The 18,070-nt window shown below is 38.2% G+C and carries 16 protein-coding genes; 13 read left to right on the forward strand and 3 right to left on the reverse strand.

Going from position 1 to position 18,070, the window contains the following annotated elements; genetic code table 11:
- The first annotated feature begins 78 nt into the window (after positions 1-78).
- From IGM04_RS00405 to IGM04_RS00425, 5 genes are all read left to right on the forward strand, one after another.
- Positions 79-1,584, forward strand: coding sequence for a helix-turn-helix domain-containing protein (locus IGM04_RS00405; RefSeq protein ID WP_086317572.1), 1,506 nt, complete (start codon positions 79-81; stop codon positions 1,582-1,584).
- Between the two features lie 344 nt (positions 1,585-1,928).
- Positions 1,929-2,168, forward strand: a complete 240-nt coding sequence (locus tag IGM04_RS00410; RefSeq protein WP_086317573.1) for a hypothetical protein — start codon at positions 1,929-1,931, stop codon at positions 2,166-2,168.
- A complete protein-coding gene (locus tag IGM04_RS00415; RefSeq protein WP_438756588.1) occupies positions 2,165-5,269 on the forward strand; it encodes a glycosyl hydrolase family 28-related protein in 3,105 nt (1,034 codons plus the stop codon). The genes IGM04_RS00410 and IGM04_RS00415 overlap by 4 nt, the downstream gene beginning before the upstream one ends.
- 176 nt (positions 5,270-5,445) lie before the next feature.
- A complete protein-coding gene (locus IGM04_RS00420; protein WP_002389593.1) occupies positions 5,446-6,207 on the forward strand; it encodes a formate/nitrite transporter family protein in 762 nt (253 codons plus the stop codon).
- Between the two features lie 154 nt (positions 6,208-6,361).
- Entirely contained in the window at positions 6,362-7,147 is a 786-nt protein-coding gene (locus tag IGM04_RS00425) for a lipoprotein (protein ID WP_002356118.1), read from the forward strand.
- Positions 7,148-7,205: 58 nt separating this feature from the next.
- On the opposite strand, the gene IGM04_RS00430 is transcribed toward IGM04_RS00425, so the two are convergent.
- A complete protein-coding gene (locus IGM04_RS00430) occupies positions 7,206-7,826 on the reverse strand; it encodes a helix-turn-helix transcriptional regulator (protein WP_002383467.1) in 621 nt (206 codons plus the stop codon).
- A 316-nt stretch (positions 7,827-8,142) separates the two neighbouring features.
- Between IGM04_RS00430 and IGM04_RS00435 the strand changes: the two genes are divergently transcribed.
- The 4 genes from IGM04_RS00435 to serS are packed head-to-tail and all read left to right on the forward strand — an operon-like array spanning position 8,143 to position 12,131.
- Complete coding sequence (locus IGM04_RS00435) at positions 8,143-9,243, forward strand: PTS sugar transporter subunit IIC (protein WP_002386389.1); 1,101 nt, start codon at positions 8,143-8,145, stop codon at positions 9,241-9,243.
- Entirely contained in the window at positions 9,230-9,925 is a 696-nt protein-coding gene (sdaAB, locus tag IGM04_RS00440; RefSeq protein ID WP_002387470.1) for an L-serine ammonia-lyase, iron-sulfur-dependent subunit beta, read from the forward strand. The genes IGM04_RS00435 and sdaAB overlap by 14 nt, the downstream gene beginning before the upstream one ends.
- A 14-nt stretch (positions 9,926-9,939) precedes the next feature.
- Positions 9,940-10,833 (forward strand): L-serine ammonia-lyase, iron-sulfur-dependent, subunit alpha, encoded by an 894-nt coding sequence (gene sdaAA, locus IGM04_RS00445; RefSeq protein WP_002356122.1) that lies wholly within the window; start codon positions 9,940-9,942, stop codon positions 10,831-10,833.
- A 26-nt stretch (positions 10,834-10,859) separates the two neighbouring features.
- Entirely contained in the window at positions 10,860-12,131 is a 1,272-nt protein-coding gene (gene serS / locus IGM04_RS00450) for a serine--tRNA ligase (RefSeq protein ID WP_086317575.1), read from the forward strand.
- 36 nt (positions 12,132-12,167) lie between these two features.
- Here the strand turns inward: serS and IGM04_RS00455 are convergent, their stop codons facing one another.
- Together IGM04_RS00455 and IGM04_RS00460 are read right to left on the reverse strand one after the other, a co-directional pair.
- Positions 12,168-13,118: an alpha/beta hydrolase gene (locus tag IGM04_RS00455; protein ID WP_016614437.1), complete on the reverse strand. Its 951-nt coding sequence runs from the start codon at positions 13,116-13,118 to the stop codon at positions 12,168-12,170.
- Positions 13,119-13,248: 130 nt separating this feature from the next.
- A complete protein-coding gene (locus tag IGM04_RS00460) occupies positions 13,249-13,728 on the reverse strand; it encodes an arginine repressor (protein WP_002356125.1) in 480 nt (159 codons plus the stop codon).
- A 218-nt stretch (positions 13,729-13,946) separates the two neighbouring features.
- Here IGM04_RS00460 and IGM04_RS00465 point away from each other — a divergent pair, with 218 nt between their 5' ends.
- The 4 genes from IGM04_RS00465 (at position 13,947) to arcC (ending at position 18,068) form a co-directional block, all read left to right on the forward strand.
- Positions 13,947-14,459, forward strand: a complete 513-nt coding sequence (locus tag IGM04_RS00465; protein WP_002387472.1) for an arginine repressor — start codon at positions 13,947-13,949, stop codon at positions 14,457-14,459.
- Positions 14,460-14,755: 296 nt separating this feature from the next.
- On the forward strand, positions 14,756-15,982 hold the full coding sequence (arcA, locus tag IGM04_RS00470; protein ID WP_002356129.1) for an arginine deiminase: 1,227 nt from the start codon (positions 14,756-14,758) through the stop codon (positions 15,980-15,982).
- A gap of 25 nt (positions 15,983-16,007) precedes the next feature.
- The gene (gene argF, locus IGM04_RS00475; protein ID WP_160747730.1) at positions 16,008-17,030 is read left to right on the forward strand and encodes an ornithine carbamoyltransferase; all 1,023 of its coding nucleotides are present in this window, start codon (positions 16,008-16,010) and stop codon (positions 17,028-17,030) included.
- 105 nt (positions 17,031-17,135) lie between these two features.
- Complete coding sequence (gene arcC, locus IGM04_RS00480; RefSeq protein WP_002356132.1) at positions 17,136-18,068, forward strand: carbamate kinase; 933 nt, start codon at positions 17,136-17,138, stop codon at positions 18,066-18,068.
- Positions 18,069-18,070: the final 2 nt, after the last annotated feature.

Consider the following 18,070-nt stretch of genomic DNA (forward strand, 5'->3'; position numbering starts at 1 on the left):
AAACAACTGTTATTTTTTCGTGGAATAGATTTCTCATTTTGTGTACAATAGAACAGAAGAGAGGCAGTTGAGTGAACAGTGAAATGGGATGAATATGTTGATATATTCGATACAGATGTCGTTTCTAAAATTATTATTTTAAGAAACTTGCCAATTAATGAAGGCTGGATTGACATCAATGAGTTAGCAGAAGAATTACAATTAAACAAAAAATCAGTCAAAAAATACGTAGAACTTCTAAAAGATGACATTACGTATTATGCTGTGGATAATGATGCTTCTTTGGCTTTTGAAAAGGGGCATGGTTATCGCTTGAACTTGGCGTCTAGCCAAGCCTTCCAGAAACTTTATACAGCAATTTTTCGGGATAGTTTAACTTATCAAGTAATGGAAGATTTATTCTGGGGTCGATTTAATGGGATTGTGCCAGCGACAGCAAAATATCATACCAGTGATGCCACGATTCGGCGCTTGCTTAAAGGGTTTACAGAAATTTTAGCGCCATTGGGGTTAGTGATTAATAAAAGCACCTGGAAAATTGAAGGCAATGAAGCGTATTTGCGCCATTTTGCTTACACTATTTTTATGGACTTAATCCGTGATACTTGGCCTTTTGACTATATACAAGAAACGGAAGTCGCACAAACCGTCCAAAAAGTGATGGCTTTTTTCAACGTAGAAGTTGCGGAAACGGTGTTACGCCGAGTTAAGTATATGGTCGCTATCTCAAAAGTCCGGAGTGCGCAAGGTGCTGAATACCGACCTTCAGCCGAGCAAGAAACCTATTTAGAAGGAAATAAACATTACCAAGCATTTATAGAAGAGATGACAGCTACCACCCTTTTCCTTAATAAAAACGATTTAACTTTTGTGTACTTTTTCTTGTTAGCCAATGACCAATTTTATCAAGATGAAGCCACTGCACAAGCAATTTTAGCGCATTTTGATGAGTCTGAAGCGCCTGTTTACATGTTGACTCATTTAGTCCAACATTTCTTATTAGAAGAAATACACATGACGCCGCAATTGGAGAAAATTCGTCCGCAAATTTTTTATTATTTGTTTGCTACACATTTATTTGCCGAACTTTACTATGTCCAAAATGTGAAAATGTACAATGTCTTTTGGAATAAAGTTAAAGAAAAATATCCAGTTCTTTTAGAAGAATTAAGCCAAGGCTTAAATCAACTTTACGAACAAACAGGCAATGAATTATTTACAAATAAAGAATTTTTGGCTCTGCGTTATTCTAGTGTTTTGGCGCTTTCCGATGATTTAATTCATCGCGAACAAAAAATTGTTTTAGGTTTAAAATCAGGCTTGCCAGTACTGGAAGAAGAACGGGTGAAACTTTCGATTGAAAATAATTTTCGTCGGTTTTATGCATTGGAAGTTTTACGATACAGTGAAGCAAGCAAAGAAGAATGGCAAAATATTGATTTACTATTAGTGACTTCTTTGGCAGATGTGGAAACGGGTCATCCAGAGATCTTTTTACTTTCAAGTGAGTTAACGTTTGAGCAATATAATCGTTTGAACCAAAAAATAGTAAAAATTAACGAGAAAAGAACCACGTCACTTTAATAAAAAATCAAAAAAATGGGCTTTTTTGATGCATATGTCCCATAAATTGTAAAAAAATTTTTCTAAAAAGTAAAAAAAGACAAGAAGAAAACGTCAATAAGTAGGTAATCAACACCTACTTATTGACGTTTTCTCGTTGTTTTTTAATAAATACTGCGTCAATTCTTCTGAAAATTATGTCAAAAAGGTACTTTTTTTGCTTTTTTTATCGTAAATAATAGATGATTAGCTATTGATAGCAAAGGAACTACTACTTTTTTTAACAGGTGGTTAAAAAATATTGAGGGTTCTCACAAGAATTTTTCTATATAATAGAAAGAGCAAGGGAAGGAAGGCGGGATAGAATGAAAAAACGGATGGAACAAATTGAAGAAATCTTAAGTTGTGAAGAAAATAGTGCTGGTGTCCGATTAAAAGAATTGGTTGAGGCTTTAGAATTAGAAGTCACAAATCAAAACTTGTTAAAGGTAACAAGTGTTTTACATATGAATCCAAAATTCAAAAAAATTTATGCATACGAAGACAGTCATGTCATTACGCTGTATCAACTTTTACAAAATAAGCCGTTAGAAGTAACGGAATGAAAAGAGGGAACTCCATGAAGAAAACAATGCTCATACTTCTGTTTGGTTTATTAACAGTGGTTGGTCTACCAATGGTGACCGAAGCGGTTGAACCAGTTAATGCAACAGATACAACGATTTTTGGTACGCAAGCGATGGTGCCTAATAGTGCAGAAGATCAATCAGATAAGTTACAGACGTTGCTGAGTCAGACAGCAAAGGAAGGAAACGCATTATTTTTACCACAGGGAAGTTATGCTTTGTCAAAAGATATTACGATTTCTTCAAATTATCAATTAATTGGCGATACAACAGGAGCCACTATTTTACATAATGCTACAGGTACACCGATTCAACTGAAAGACACTACGTACGGAACGAAAACCAATGTACGACTTCAAAATATTGCTTTTGATGGCATCAATGTGACCTTGAAATTGACGAATCAATTAACGCTAGCAAACAATATCTTCTATAATCCATTAAAAGGATTTGTGGTCAATTTAAATGCAGACATTGGCGTTAAGATTTCAGGCAATATTTTCATGCGAGACACAGCACACATGCAACCCAAGATTGATTTTAACCGAGCGATTTACATTGGTGGTTATTCAACACCAAGTCGCTTCCAGTATATGTCAGATGTAGACATCGTGGACAATCTATTTGGGTTAAAAGTGACAGAATTAGATGCAATTAAAAGTACCAGTCGTTCAGATTTAGCAGCGACTATTACACGTTTGCAAACAGCCATTGAAGCTGGTGCTATTTCAGTACCTAATGAACAAAACTATCTATCCACCGGGGTTAATTCTTTTAATATGCTGAAGGATGTAACTGTTCAACATAATTTTTTCTATTCACCTTATGATAATGAAGACTTGAATGGTCTGGTGGGAGATCATGCAATTTATTTCCGTGGCGCTCAAAACATCACGGTGGTGGGGAATCATTTACGTGGACTACAAAATGGTCCAGCTGGCGGATTTAAATTTAAATCAGGCCGTAATATTACGATTATGAATAATTATTTGCGAAATACAGGTCTCATTATGTATGGAACACCAGAGATTGGTTTGGCAGAAACGCAAGCAGAGGGAGCTATTTCAGAATTATCCAACTGGCTAGTGGCTAATAACATTTTTGATTGGAAGTATTGGGACAATCAATATGCAATTGGGATGGAATACAATCGACATACAGGGAATAACAATGTGTTCAATGGCGTATTTATCAACAATCAGTTTGTTAACTACCATAATATTCCGCAAAATCGACGTCGGGAATTGTTAATCGCTAGTGGCGGTGGTTTCCGACCAGAAACGAGTTTTGTGAAAGACAATACTCGAGATGATGGCCTTAAAAACGGCCAATTATTAGTAGAAAATTGGACAGAGGCAGACTATCGCTTAATGCCAGCAACATGGGAATCGTTAATTTCACCAACACTTTATGAGCAATATAAAAATACGCCAATTCCGGTTAGAAATACTTTAGCAACCCCTGTGGCTACAACGATTGTGCAAGGACAATCAATCGATCCGCAGCAACTGGTTGCTAATACAAATGACGCGGATGAAGCAGTCCCAACTGCTAAAATCGTCAATCCAGAGGTTTTAAATGAAATCGGCCAACAAAAAGTGACTGTTCAATTAACTTATGAAACAGGTTCATTGGTAACAGTGAACGTACCGGTGACGGTAGAGGCCCCTGCAAAAAAGCTTGATTTGTCCCGACTACAAACCGTTTATGCTTCGATTGGTGAAGCAAACCAATATACGGTTTACTCTTGGCAGCTATTCACTGCCATTGGGCCTAAAACGATTGTTCCTTCCTATTATCAGCAGGCGACACAATTGTTAGCAGAAGGTCAGGTGAGTGGGGACAAAACTCAAGAACAAGTGGATCAGTTAACAAGTAATTTGCAATTTGCAATGAAAGTATTAGTCAAAAAAGCCGATATCACGCTAGAGCGTACAGAAGCAGAAAATGAACTTGCAAGCGTTCATAAATTAGACGAATCTGTATATACCAAAGACTCTTGGCAAGCCATGCAAGAAGCCTTAATAGATACAACAACTGGCGAAGGAAGCTCTAAGCAGTTACAACAACTGCTTGCTTGGTCAGATGAAGAATTATTAGAGCCAACACTTGGTGGCTTTAAAACGCCTGCAGATGCACAAAAGCGTATTAATCAATTAACACAAACTATAAAAACGGCGTTACTTCTGTTAGTTGAAAAATCAATAGAGACAACTAGTAACACAAGCGAAAGCAGCACCTCAAGCACGACAAATGAAAGCAGTAGTACCAGCGAAAGCAGCACCTCAAGCACAACAAGTGAAAGCAGTAGTACCAGCGAAAGCAGCACGCCAAGCACGCCAAGCACGCCAAGTGAGAGCAGTAGTACGAGTGAAAGCAGCACGCCAAGCACGACAAGTGAGAGCAGTAGTACGAGTGAAAGCAGCACGCCAAGCACAACAAGTGAAAGCAGTAGTACGAGTGAAAGCAGCACGCCAAGCACGACAAGTGAGAGCAGTAGTACGAGTGAAAGCAGCACGCCAAGCACAACAAGTGAAAGCAGTAGTACGAGTGAAAGCAGCACGCCAAGCACGACAAGTGAGAGCAGTAGTACGAGTGAAAGCAGCACGCCAAGCACAACAAGTGAAAGCAGTAGTACGAGTGAAAGCAGCACGCCAAGCACGACAAGTGAGAGCAGTAGTACGAGTGAAAGCAACACGCCAAGCACAACCAGCGAAACCAACAGTACAAGTGAGAGTAGCACTCCAAGCACTGTAAACGAAAACAGTCAAAGCAAAGGCCAGAATTCTTTCATTTACGCGGTAGAGTCTAATCAAGATCCTAATGACGCTCAAAGTAATTCAAAGCCCTCTGCCAAGGCTAGTCAAACAAAGGAATCAGTAGCAGAAAACCAAGCAACTAAACAGATACGGACAAATAAAGAATCGTCAGGAACAGTCAAAAAAGCGGATAATACGACCAAAATTGCCAAGAAAAAATTCCCCAAAACAGGGGAACAATCTTCAGCAGTTGTGAGCTTCCTAGGCCTAAGCTTTTTATCGTTAGCCATAGCAACCTATTGTTTTAAAGTGAAAAGATAACTCTTTAAAAACGGATAAGTAAACATCCTGAAACAAGAAATAGGACTTGTTTCAGGATGTTTTCATATAAAATTAAAAGAACTACAGTTTTTAGTGAAAAAATACACAAAAGCACTTGAATTTCTGTGATATAAGGGTAAAGTAAAGGAGGACAAAAAACAAAGGAAGTGAAATATTTGTATACACCAGATGAAATTTTAAGTATTAGTATTGAAAATGGTCAGAAAAAAATTCAAAAGCCTTTGGTAGCAAAACTCATTTTAGGATTTATCGGCGGTGCCATGATTTCCCTCGGCTATTTGGCTTATGTGCGTGTTTCCGCCTCTATTCCAGCAGATTTAGCCAGTGTTCAAGCTTTAGTGGGAGCTGCGGTTTTCCCGATTGGTCTAATTGTTATTTTAATGGCTGGTGGTGAGTTAATCACAGGAAATATGATGGCGGTGAGTACGGCTTGGTTTGCTAAAAAGGTCTCTTTCAGAGAATTACTCGTGAACTGGGTCACAATTACATTGGCAAATATGGTTGGCGCCCTATTTGTTGCCTATTTTTTTGGCCATTATTTAGGTTTAACCAGTAGCGGCGCCTATTTAAATCAGGTTCTTTCTCTTGCAGAACATAAAGTTGCAGCAACTTGGCTTCAAGCAATTATTTCAGGTATTGGCTGTAACTGGTTCGTAGGTCTGGCCTTATGGCTTTGTTATGGTGCGAAAGATGCAGCGGGGAAACTATTAGGCATCTGGTTTCCAGTAATGATTTTTGTTGCAATTGGCTTTCAGCATAGTGTGGCGAATGCATTCATCATTCCAGCCGCAATTTTTGAAGGCGGCGTTCAGTGGGGAGACTTTTTCCGTAATTTTATTTTTGTTTATTTAGGTAATATCATTGGTGGCGCTATTTTTGTTTCTGGCTTTTACTATTTAAGCTATCGCAAACATTAAATCCATTTAGCAGATAAAAACCTGCACAAAGGCTAAATGCCTTTGTGCAGGTTTTTTCTTTTTAAACAAAAAGGAAAACGGTTGAAAAATTATTGCTAGATTTTTAAAAAATGTTACATTAATGTTACAAAAAGATTTCTGGAGGTAACGAAAAATGAAAAAAATTGCTTTGTTCAGTATGTTAACGTTCAGTGTATTGTCTTTAAGTCTAGCAGGATGTGGAAACAAAAAAACAGCAAGCACAAATGATTCTAAGCCAAAGCAAGAAACAAAGAAAGCCACGCAGAAATCCTCTAGTCAACAAGAAATGAAAAGTAGTCATTCGTCTGTCACGGGTCAAAATTCTAATGTGACAGGGGAAAATCCGTCAGAAAATGCCACGCAGCCTTCTGCAGGAACTGATGAAACGAATGAAGTCCCTCAAAACCAAGCACCTGATACAAACATTACAATTACCAATGTTGTTTTCAATCCTGAAAGAAATGAAATTAATGGTACTACATTACCTAATGCAACCATTACAGCAACGGTAGTCGGTGATGCTTCTGCACAAGCAGGTGTTTTTTATGCGGATGCCAATGGCAATTTTACAGTAATTAGTCCCAGAGCGGGAGCGACTACTCAATTAATCGCAACCGTTGATCAACGGAATAGTGCACCTGTCCAAATTGATATTCCAAGTTCAGGACAAGAAGCAGCGCTTTCTTTTAGCAATATTACGATTGATCCGAAACAAGGGACAATTTCTGGTAAAACAGCACCGAATGCAACTATTTTAGTGTCACGTGCAGATGATGCGCGGGTGATTCTAGCAAGTTTTACTGCGGATGCCCAAGGGAATTTCACAGCCAGTAATTTAGTTCCCGGCACAAAAAATCGCTTAGATGTTACGTTAAATGGAGAGATAGGGACACCTTACTTGTTTGATTTACCAAATTAAAATAGAAGAGAAGTGATCAAAGCCACCAACGCTAGTTAGCGTTGGTGGCTTTGATGTTTTAAGCTTCTTCTTTTTTATGATTGCGGATATGTAAATAGATGGTATTTTTTGAAATACCTAATCGATCGGCAATCTTTATGACAGAATCTTTGAGATTAAAAATTCCTTGATCATATAAACGAATAACAATTTCTTTATTTTGATTCAAATGTGATACATTTGGATCGCTTTCTACTGCTTGTTTTACTTTTGTCAGTGAAGTAGTGATTAATTCGTCAATATTGTCAGAAAAATGTTCAGAATTTTTAAGCTCTTGGGACATATCATTTTGTTGTCCTGAAGGTAATAAGTCTTGCAAGTAATCAATTAATGGCATTTCTAAATGCATATTAATACAGATCAATCCAATAATACGATCATTTTCACCGATAACTGGAATGGTGGAAGATTTTAAAATAACCCCTTTTTGATTTTTATTGTAGTAGGGTTTCACAGCGTAATCATGTTCCGACTCTACTTGACTTAACATTTTTAACGCCATATCAGTAATGGGGGCACCTTCCTTGCGGTTACTGAAATGGCCATTGATGACTTTGATAGCTGAACTTTCCAAATTTTCTAAACTATGAAGAATGACTTCATGGGTACTACCAAAGAAGTTCCCTAATCCATCAAGCATTAAGGCATGTGAATGTAAGATTTGTTTATCTACTTCACTTAAACGTAAATATGACTCCAAGTGATATCCTCCCCTACACTGAAATTAATTTTAGTGTAATACTTTTTTTATGGAAAAGCAATAAGATTCTTTACGTTAAAAAAATACATTGACTAAACTTTTGTTTAGTCGTATACTCTGAATGTGGAATGAAATTTTTGTTACTCATTGTACTTTAGTTCATCGGAATGCTCGCTCATTCTTTCACTTGTTGAGCAATAAAAATTTTATTCAGGAGTACCATCCGTTATAAAAAAATATAGTTGGAGGCAAAGAAATGAAAACGTTATCAGGAATCTTGATGTTAGTCTTAGTTTTATGTGGCATGTCCCTATTCTCTTTTAAAGCACCGCGAGGGAAAAAATCTTTAAGTGCTTTGTCTGGTGCAGCTTGTGCCACCTTTCTACCAGAGGCATTTTTGCGGTATGCAGTAGGCGGCGTTTTTCATTTAGATTATGTGTCGCAAATTGGTGAAACTATGGGTAGTCTAGGTGGTTTAGCAGCTGGAGCTCTTGTGCCGCTGGCTTTCGGGATTAGTCCAGTTTTTTCAATTATTTTAGGTCTGTCATTGATTAAAGTCAGCTTGTTACCAGCTTTTATTACCGCGTATCTTTTATCTTTTGTTGTTGAGCAGATGCAAAAACGTATTCCAGAAGGGATTGACTTATTAGTCGTTATTTTAGTCATTCCAGTTGCTGCTTCGTTAGTTGCTGGTTTTATTCAACCCGTTGTATTAGGTGTCCTAGAAGTTATTGGGGGCACGATTTTAAGTGCAGTAGATGGCAATCCATATGTGATGGGCGCAATTTTAGGTGCTATTATCCCGATTGTTGGTATGACACCGTTAAGTTCAATGGTTTTAACTGCCTTGATTGGTTTGACTGGTGTACCAATGGCTGTCGGTGCGTTGACTTGTTACGGCAGTTCCATTGTCAATGCGGCGCTATTTAAAAAGTTAAAACTAGGCACAGCTTCAACCCCGTTAGCTGTGGCAATTGAGCCATTAACACAAGTCGATATCATCAGCTCCAATCCAATACCTATTTATGCAACGAATTTATTTTCAGGAATGGTTAGTGGTATTGTAGTGACTTTCTTTGGCTTAAAAGTACCTGTGACAGGAATGGCAACACCGTGGGCTGGTTTACTTGTGACATTAGGTAACAATGCCATTCAAACGACTTTACTAGCAGTAGCGATTATCACAGTGGTCAGTCTGATGTTTGGATTTTTAGGTGCGCTGGTCTTTAAACGTTACAGAATTGAAGCGGTGGATAATACACCAGAATTTGAAGGAACGACGGAAGTAACCAGTGAAAAAGAAGCAGTAAAAACCAAAGGAGGAGTTACGTATGAACACAGCTATGGCCATCAATAAACCTAAAAAAGTGAACAAAGTAATGAACTACAAAAGTTGTTTTGACATTATTGGTCCTATTATGATTGGTCCTTCTAGTTCGCATACAGCTGGGGCCTTAGCAATTGGCTTAGCGGCAAGAAAGTTATTCGGCGGAACACCAGAAAAAATTGTGATTAAATACTATGAATCTTTTGCAGACACGCATAAAGGACATGGGACTGATTTTGCAATTATTGGCGGAATTCTTGGACTAGCAGCAGATGATGCCAACGTAACACAATCCATTGAACTTGCGGAAGAACAAGGAATTGAGATTCAATTTTTAGAAATGAGTGAAGAAAGTCCAGTGAAGCATGCTAATACAGCATGTGTGACACTCAGTGATGCAACGCACGAAATTCATTTAACAGGAATTTCTGTAGGTGGCGGCACTATCGAGGTGAAATACATTGAATTAGACGGTTTCAATGTCCAACTACATGGTCCTTTACCTATTTTGTTAGTCATTAATCAAGAAGAGCAGGCGATGCAAGCTTTTAAAGATACGTTACAAAAAAATAATATTCAAGTGAATGCGGTGTCTCGTTATGTGGAAGGGAATCAAATTTTATTCATCTTTGACTTAGATTCGGCACCAATTTCCTCGGTGAAAGAACAACTGTTTTCACTAGATGACACATCGAAAATAATCTTATTATGATAGGAGTTTGACATATGTACCTTTCGATTGAAGAATTTATCGATAAAGCTGAAAAAACAGGAAAAAAAATCTCTGATTTGATGATTGAGCAAGAAATGGAGCGTAGCCAAAAAAGCTATGAAGAAATTTGGACACAGATGGGTCAAAATTTGGATGTCATGGATGCTGCTGTCAAACGCTCGCAAGAAGGAGCGGGCGTTTTTTCTCCTACTGGGTTAACGGGCGGTGATGCGGCTCGTTTAAAAAAATACCGCGCAGCTGGCAAAACGTTATCAGGTGATTTAATGATGTCTGCAGTTCAAGCCGCACTAGGTACTAATGAAGTCAATGCAGCAATGGGCGTTGTTTGCGCAACGCCAACCGCTGGTGCAAGTGGCACCTTACCAGGGGTTTTAACAGCGATTAAAAATACCTTGAATTTAACGCGTGATCAACAAATTCGTTTCTTGTTTACCAGTTCTTTATTTGGAATGGTCACAGCCAACAATGCGATGATTGCTGGTGCTGTTGGTGGATGTCAAGCCGAAGTAGGCAGTGCTTCAGCGATGGCCGCCGCTGCAGCTGTTGAAGCGGCTGGCGGAACACCACGCCAATCTTCTGAAGCTTTTGCTATGGCTTTAGGGAATTTATTAGGTTTAGTTTGTGACCCAGTGGCTGGGTTAGTCGAAATTCCTTGTGTCAAACGAAATACAGTAGGTGCAGGCAATGCGTTAATCGCTGCAGATATGGCTTTAGCTGGAATTGTAAATAAAATACCAGCAGATGAAGTGGTGGAAGCCATGAATAAAGTCGGCCGTCAATTACCACGAGAATTGAGAGAAACGGGTTTAGGTGGCTTAGCTGGCACAGCGACTGGCCAACGAATGAAGAATGAAATTTTTGAAAAAGTAAAATTCACCATTGTTTAAAATTTAATCATGAAGAGGGAAATAAGATGCTGGATATGAAAAAAATTCGCCAAAATGTAGAAGTGGTACAGAAAAAGTTAAAAACACGTGGTGTGGACGAGGAAGTTTTATTACGCTTTTTGGCTTTAGATGAAGAACGGAGAGCGTTACTTGTTAAAGTTGAAGAACTGAAAAAACACCGTAATCAGGTATCAGGAGAAATTGCACAATTAAAGCGTGCACAAAAAGATGCTTCACAACAGTTGCTAAATATGCAAGAAGTTAGCGAGCAAATTAAAGTTTTAGACCAAGAAGTTGTTCATTTGCAAGAACAATGCACAGCCATTGCAGAACGTTTGCCTAACTTACCTCATGAGAGCGTGCCTGTTGGCGCAGACGAAGCCGCCAACGTAGAAGTTCGGCGGTGGAGTACGCCGAAAACTTTTTCATTTGAACCGAAACCACATTTGGAAATCGGTGAAGCCTTAGGAATTTTAGATTTTGAAAGAGGCGCGAAAGTATCTGGTAGCCGTTTTCTTTATTACAAAGACTTAGGGGCTCGTTTAGAACGAGCGGTCTATAATTTTATGTTAGATCAACATGTTAATGAACATGGTTATACCGAGGTGATTCCTCCTTATTTGGTCAATAGTAAAGCAATGTTTGGCACTGGTCAGTTTCCTAAGTTCAAAGAAGATGTCTTCCAAGTTGCAGAAAGTGATTTGACGCTGATCCCCACAGCGGAAGTCCCATTAACTAACTACTATAATAATGAAATTTTAGATGCGCAAGAGTTACCGATTTATTTTACTGCTTTAAGTCCTTCTTTTCGCTCGGAAGCGGGTAGTGCAGGTCGTGATACCCGAGGATTAATTCGTTTACACCAGTTCCATAAAGTAGAAATGGTTAAATTTAGTGATGCAGAACACTCCTATGAAGAATTAGAAAAAATGACCAACAATGCTGGAGACATTTTAGAAAAATTGGGCCTCCCTTATCGAGTGATTACTCTTTCGACAGGTGACATGGGCTTCTCGGCAGCGAAAACCTATGATTTAGAAGTTTGGATTCCGGCACAGAAAACGTATCGAGAAATTAGTTCTTGTTCAAACTGTGAAGACTTCCAAGCACGTCGGGCGTTGATTCGTTATCGTGATAAAACGGGTCATGTTCAATATGCCCATACTCTTAATGGGTCAGGACTTGCTGTTGGTCGAACAGTGGCTGCCATTTTGGAAAATTATCAAAATGAAGATGGCACGGTAACGATTCCAGAAGTTCTACGTCCTTATATGGGCGGTTTAACGAAAATAGATTAAAAAAGAAGGTTGATGTTGTGACATCAACCTTCTTTTTTAATTCGTTAAATCCGTTAACCAATGCCCAATTTCTTGAAAAACTGTTGCTTTTTCCGTTTCTAATAAAATTTCATGACGCAATGTGGGAAATAGTCGTAACGTCACGTGCTGAAAACCTGCATGCTTTAATTGCTTTTGAATTTTCGCTGGCCCCTTGCTGAAATCACCAACTGGGTCTTCAGCGCCACTAATGATTAAAATAGGCAATTCTTTTGGGATCGCTTGGTACCAATTCCTTTGATTTGCTCGTTTAACAAGCGAAAAAAGGGTAGCAAAACCATTGTTGGTAAATACGAAGCCCATTAATGGGTCATTTTCATAGTCAGCCACATTGGCTTGATTTTTAGAAAGCCAATTAAAGGAACTTGCTTCAGGAAATTTTTTACTAAAAGAACCAAATGCCAGCTTATCAATGAACGGAGCTGGTTTTTTCGGCTGTTTCTCGGCCATTTTTTTAATAAAAGGCAATGCGGCGGTTAAAGGTAACGGACTTGTTCCAGTGCCCATGAAAATGACTCCTTGCATAGTCACAGGATAGTCTTGCAGATAGTTGCGCAAGGCGAAAGACCCCATGCTGTGACCCATCATAAAATAGGGCAATTGTGGATAGTGATTCATAGCCCATTGTTTCACTTGATGAATATCTGTAACGACATTTTCAGGCCCTTGTTCTCCAAAAAAACCATAGATCGGTGCGCTTGGTTGTACAGATTCGCCATGACCTAGATGATCATGCCCAATTACGGCAAACCCTAATTGATTCAAAAAACGAGCAAATTCATCATAACGTTGGATATGCTCTGCCATGCCGTGAATCAATTGAACTACGGCTTTGGGTGAAGGACAGGGCCAATGACGTACATTGAGCTGAGTTTGTTGATCGTTTGAAGTGAGTATGAATTGTTCAGTCATAAGAAACCCTTTCTTTGCTTTTTGATTATTATACAAAAAAAAGACGGTGTTCAAAAGAAAAACTCATGAGAAAACGCCTCAGCTTTCACTGAGACGCCTTTTTTTATTTATCTTTAATAAAAATAGCAATGATGTCAAAAAATAGTCGATTTCACTAAGTGATGAATTATGGGTGGTACAAATACTGCTGGAAATAGTTGTTAACTTCAAGGGCATCTTCTTTATTTTTTGAAAGAATTAAGATGGTATCATCCCCAGCGATGCAGCCCAAGATATGAGGGTTGTGGATACGTATGCGATCAATTAAAACCCCAATGGCTTGCCCGTTGCCAGGTAAGACGGTTAAAAGATTTGTGAACTCTATTTGTGTTAAAGAAACACCAGTTTCAATAATAATGTCAACAAGACGTTCTTCATCTGTTTTATATTTTGGACGAAGGGCAGAATTATTCAAGATACGATAATAGGCTTCTCCTTGACCATTGTCTACTTTGTTTAAATTCAGCTCACGAATGTCACGAGAAATAGTTGCTTGTGTGGTGTGAATATTTTCTTTTTCCAATAATGCTAGTAATTCACTTTGTGTATGGATTTCATTTTCTGTGACCAATCGCTTAATCATCGTTTGGCGTTTTAATCGGTTCATTACTTTCCTCCAGTTCAGTTAATCATGCAAAAGAACATCATTGCTGTTATTTAAAACGGTGCCAGTAATTCCCTAAAATCACTGTACAACGTTTTACTAAATTGTGCAAGTCTCACTTTTTTAAATGCGAAATATCCGACAAAATCAATGAGAAGCTTTTAGCTAAACGACCCTTTTTCTATTCTAATTAGAGAGATTCTGCTAGTATTGCTTTGTAAATGTCTGGAGGAAGGGTGTTATTTGTGAATAAGCAAACACGCCAAAGTTTGATTAAAGAAATCATTCAAACAACTGTAATTCATAGTCAAAATGAGTTGTTAAGAGAATTAAAAAAGCGCGAGATAAATGTCGCACAAGCAACGATTTCACGGGATTTATGGGAATTAAAAGTCGTCAAAGCATTAGATGAGTCTGGCGAGATGCGGTTAACGATTTTTGAACAATTCACTTCTTTAGAAGAACGAAAAAAAGAACAGTTGATACAAGCAATTCGTGAGGTAGTGACCAAAGTTGAACGTGTCGCCTTTTTACTAGTGGTTCATACATTACCAGACAACGCAACATTGTTTTCAGCTGTACTTGATGAAGTGTCTTTGTGTGAAAAGAAATGTTCTGTCGCTGGCTTCGACACTGTTATTATTGTTTCATCATCCGAGGAAAAAGCACAAGAACTAGAGCAGTATTTTCAACAATTTATTCAGCCAACACCTTTGTCAAAAAGTAACGCATAAAAGGAAGGGAGCCAGAAGTCAAAACGACTTCTGGCTCCCTTCCTTTTACCTCTATAAGATTATAACTTTATGAAATGCATGGAGAAATAATTTTTTTTGAATAAATGCATTTTTTTTTATTTAATTATGCATTATTTTTTTAGAATATCTATGAAAGCGCATTCTTTTAGGTTGAAAATATGCATAAGAAAGAATACCGTTGTATATTTGGTATTTTGTTTGACAAATGGCTCACGTCCTAGGTTAATCAGGTCTGTTATTCTGTGTTTGTAATTAAGTTGAGGAGGTTATTTCACATGAGTCATCCAATTAATGTATTTTCTGAAATCGGGAAATTGAAAACAGTGATGTTACATCGTCCAGGTAAGGAATTAGAAAATTTAATGCCAGATTATCTGGAGAGACTGTTGTTTGATGATATTCCGTTTTTAGAAAAAGCACAAGCAGAACATGATGCATTTGCAGAGTTGTTACGATCAAAAGATATCGAAGTGGTCTATTTAGAGGACTTAGCTGCTGAAGCGTTGATTAATGAAGAGGTCCGCCGACAATTTATTGACCAATTCTTAGAAGAAGCCAATATTCGCAGCGAATCAGCAAAAGAAAAAGTTAGAGAGTTAATGTTAGAAATTGACGACAACGAAGAACTGATTCAAAAAGCGATTGCAGGCATTCAAAAACAAGAATTACCTAAATATGAGCAAGAATTTTTAACAGATATGGTTGAAGCGGATTATCCATTCATTATTGATCCAATGCCTAACTTATACTTCACACGTGATAACTTTGCGACAATGGGGCACGGGATTTCTTTAAATCATATGTATTCAGTAACTCGACAACGGGAAACCATTTTTGGGCAATACATTTTTGATTATCATCCTCGTTTTGCTGGAAAAGAGGTTCCTAGAGTCTATGATCGTTCAGAATCAACCAGAATTGAAGGTGGCGATGAATTAATTCTTTCAAAAGAAGTAGTGGCCATTGGGATTTCTCAAAGAACGGATGCCGCGTCAATTGAAAAAATTGCGAGAAATATTTTTGAACAAAAATTAGGGTTCAAAAATATCTTGGCTTTTGATATCGGTGAACATCGTAAATTCATGCATTTAGATACCGTTTTTACCATGATTGACTATGATAAATTTACGATTCATCCAGAAATCGAAGGCGGCTTGGTTGTTTACTCGATCACTGAAAAAGCAGATGGAGACATCCAAATTACAAAAGAAAAAGATACATTAGATAACATTTTATGCAAATACTTGCATTTAGACAATGTTCAACTAATCCGTTGCGGCGCTGGAAATTTAACAGCAGCAGCCCGTGAACAATGGAACGACGGTTCAAATACATTAGCAATTGCCCCTGGGGAAGTTGTTGTTTACGATCGGAATACGATTACGAATAAAGCGCTAGAAGAAGCAGGCGTGAAATTGAATTACATTCCAGGAAGTGAACTAGTACGTGGCCGTGGTGGCCCTCGTTGTATGAGTATGCCACTTTACCGTGAAGATCTTTAAAAAACACCCAAAAATAGGAGGAATCATCATGAATTCAGTATTTCAAGGACGTAGTTTATTAGCAGAAAAAGATTTTACAAGAGCAGAATTAGAGTATTTGGTAGACTTCAGTATTCACTTAAAAGAATTGAAGAAAAAAGGGATTCCACATCACTATTTAGAAGGAAAAAATATCGCTCTTTTATTTGAAAAAACTTCGACACGGACACGCTCTGCATTCACGACAGCAGCGATTGATTTAGGGGCACATCCTGAGTATTTAGGCGCCAACGATATTCAATTAGGTAAAAAAGAATCTGTTGAAGATACAGCGATTGTTTTAGGTAGTATGTTTGACGGGATTGAGTTCCGTGGGTTTAGTCAAGAAGTAGTGGAAGATTTAGCGAAATATTCTGGTGTTCCTGTTTGGAATGGATTAACGGATCAATGGCACCCAACACAAATGATTGCGGACTTTATGACAGTGAAAGAAAACTTTGGTCGTTTAGAAGGAATCACTTTAGTATATGTCGGCGATGGCCGTAACAACATGGCAAACAGCTTGTTAGTGACAGGTGCTATTTTAGGCGTAAATGTTCGCATTTGTGCACCAAAAGAATTGTTCCCTTCTGATGAAGTCGTTAATTACGCAAAAGAATTTGCGAAAGAATCTGGTGCAGAATTAATGATTACAGACGACGTTGCTAAAGGTGTTAAAGGAGCCAACGTGTTATATACAGACGTTTGGGTGTCCATGGGTGAAGAAGATAAATTTGAAGAACGTGTCAATCTGTTGAAACCTTATCAAATTAATATGGCTATGTTAGAAAAAACCGAAAACATGGATGGCGATTTAATCGTATTACACTGTTTACCAGCCTTTCATGATACGAAAACACAATACGGAGAAATGGTTGCTGAAAAATTCGGCATTACTGAAATGGAAATCACGGATGAAGTCTTCCGCAGTAAATATGGTCGTCAATTTGAAGAAGCAGAAAACAGAATGCATTCTATTAAAGCGATCATGGCAGCTACTTTAGGCAACTTATTCATTCCTCGTGTGTAGGAAGCAACTGAAAAAACATTGAAAAAAGAATAGTTGTTTCGCCCTTTAAGAGATTCTTTTGAAGGGCGGCCTATTCTTTATTATGATAGGAAAGAAGGATTTGTAATGGGGAAAAAAATGGTCGTTGCACTAGGCGGAAATGCCATCCTTTCAAATGATGCTAGCGCACACGCACAACAGCAAGCATTAGTTCAAACATCTGCCTATTTAGTTCATTTAATTAAACAAGGGCATCGGTTGATTGTTTCACATGGCAATGGTCCACAAGTCGGTAATCTATTATTGCAACAACAAGCAGCTGATTCTGAAAAAAATCCAGCGATGCCGCTAGATACGTGTGTTGCTATGACACAAGGAAGTATCGGCTACTGGTTGTCCAATGCGCTTAATCAAGAATTAAACAAAGCAGGAATCAAGAAACAAGTGGCTACTGTTTTAACACAGGTGGTCGTAGATCCAGCAGATGAGGCATTCAAAAATCCAACAAAACCGATCGGTCCATTTTTAACAGAAGCTGAAGCCAAAGAAGCAATGCAAGCAGGTGCTATTTTTAAAGAAGATGCAGGACGTGGCTGGCGCAAAGTCGTTCCAAGTCCTAAGCCAATTGACATCCACGAGGCTGAGACTATTAATACCTTAATAAAAAATGATATAATTACCATTTCATGTGGTGGTGGCGGCATCCCTGTCGTAGGACAAGAATTAAAAGGTGTCGAAGCAGTAATCGATAAAGATTTTGCTTCTGAAAAACTAGCAGAATTAGTAGATGCGGATGCACTAGTTATTTTAACTGGCGTGGATTATGTGTGCATTAATTATGGCAAACCAGATGAAAAACAATTAACCAATGTCACTGTAGCAGAGTTGGAAGAATACAAACAAGCGGGTCATTTTGCACCAGGTAGTATGTTACCGAAAATTGAAGCCGCCATTCAGTTTGTAGAAAGCCAACCCAATAAACAAGCAATTATCACTTCTTTGGAAAACTTAGGAAGTATGAGCGGCGATGAAATCGTAGGAACGGTTGTGACAAAATAAAG

Source organism: Enterococcus sp. DIV2385, from assembly GCF_051711925.1.
Classification (GTDB): Bacteria; Bacillota; Bacilli; order Lactobacillales; family Enterococcaceae; genus Enterococcus; species Enterococcus faecalis.

Excerpts from the sequence above, each read along its gene's own strand:
- IGM04_RS00410 (WP_086317573.1), top strand. The coding sequence starts at position 1,929 with ATGAAAAAACGGATGGAACAAATTGAAGAAATCTTAAGTTGTGAAGAA.
- IGM04_RS00415 (WP_438756588.1), top strand. The coding sequence starts at position 2,165 with ATGAAAAGAGGGAACTCCATGAAGAAAACAATGCTCATACTTCTGTTT.
- IGM04_RS00425 (WP_002356118.1), top strand. The coding sequence starts at position 6,362 with ATGAAAAAAATTGCTTTGTTCAGTATGTTAACGTTCAGTGTATTGTCT.
- IGM04_RS00430 (WP_002383467.1), bottom strand. The coding sequence starts at position 7,826 with ATGCTTGATGGATTAGGGAACTTCTTTGGTAGTACCCATGAAGTCATT.
- IGM04_RS00435 (WP_002386389.1), top strand. The coding sequence starts at position 8,143 with ATGAAAACGTTATCAGGAATCTTGATGTTAGTCTTAGTTTTATGTGGC.
- sdaAB (WP_002387470.1), top strand. The coding sequence starts at position 9,230 with ATGGCCATCAATAAACCTAAAAAAGTGAACAAAGTAATGAACTACAAA.
- sdaAA (WP_002356122.1), top strand. The coding sequence starts at position 9,940 with ATGTACCTTTCGATTGAAGAATTTATCGATAAAGCTGAAAAAACAGGA.
- serS (WP_086317575.1), top strand. The coding sequence starts at position 10,860 with ATGCTGGATATGAAAAAAATTCGCCAAAATGTAGAAGTGGTACAGAAA.
- IGM04_RS00460 (WP_002356125.1), bottom strand. The coding sequence starts at position 13,728 with ATGAACCGATTAAAACGCCAAACGATGATTAAGCGATTGGTCACAGAA.
- IGM04_RS00465 (WP_002387472.1), top strand. The coding sequence starts at position 13,947 with ATGTCTGGAGGAAGGGTGTTATTTGTGAATAAGCAAACACGCCAAAGT.
- arcA (WP_002356129.1), top strand. The coding sequence starts at position 14,756 with ATGAGTCATCCAATTAATGTATTTTCTGAAATCGGGAAATTGAAAACA.
- arcC (WP_002356132.1), top strand. The coding sequence starts at position 17,136 with ATGGGGAAAAAAATGGTCGTTGCACTAGGCGGAAATGCCATCCTTTCA.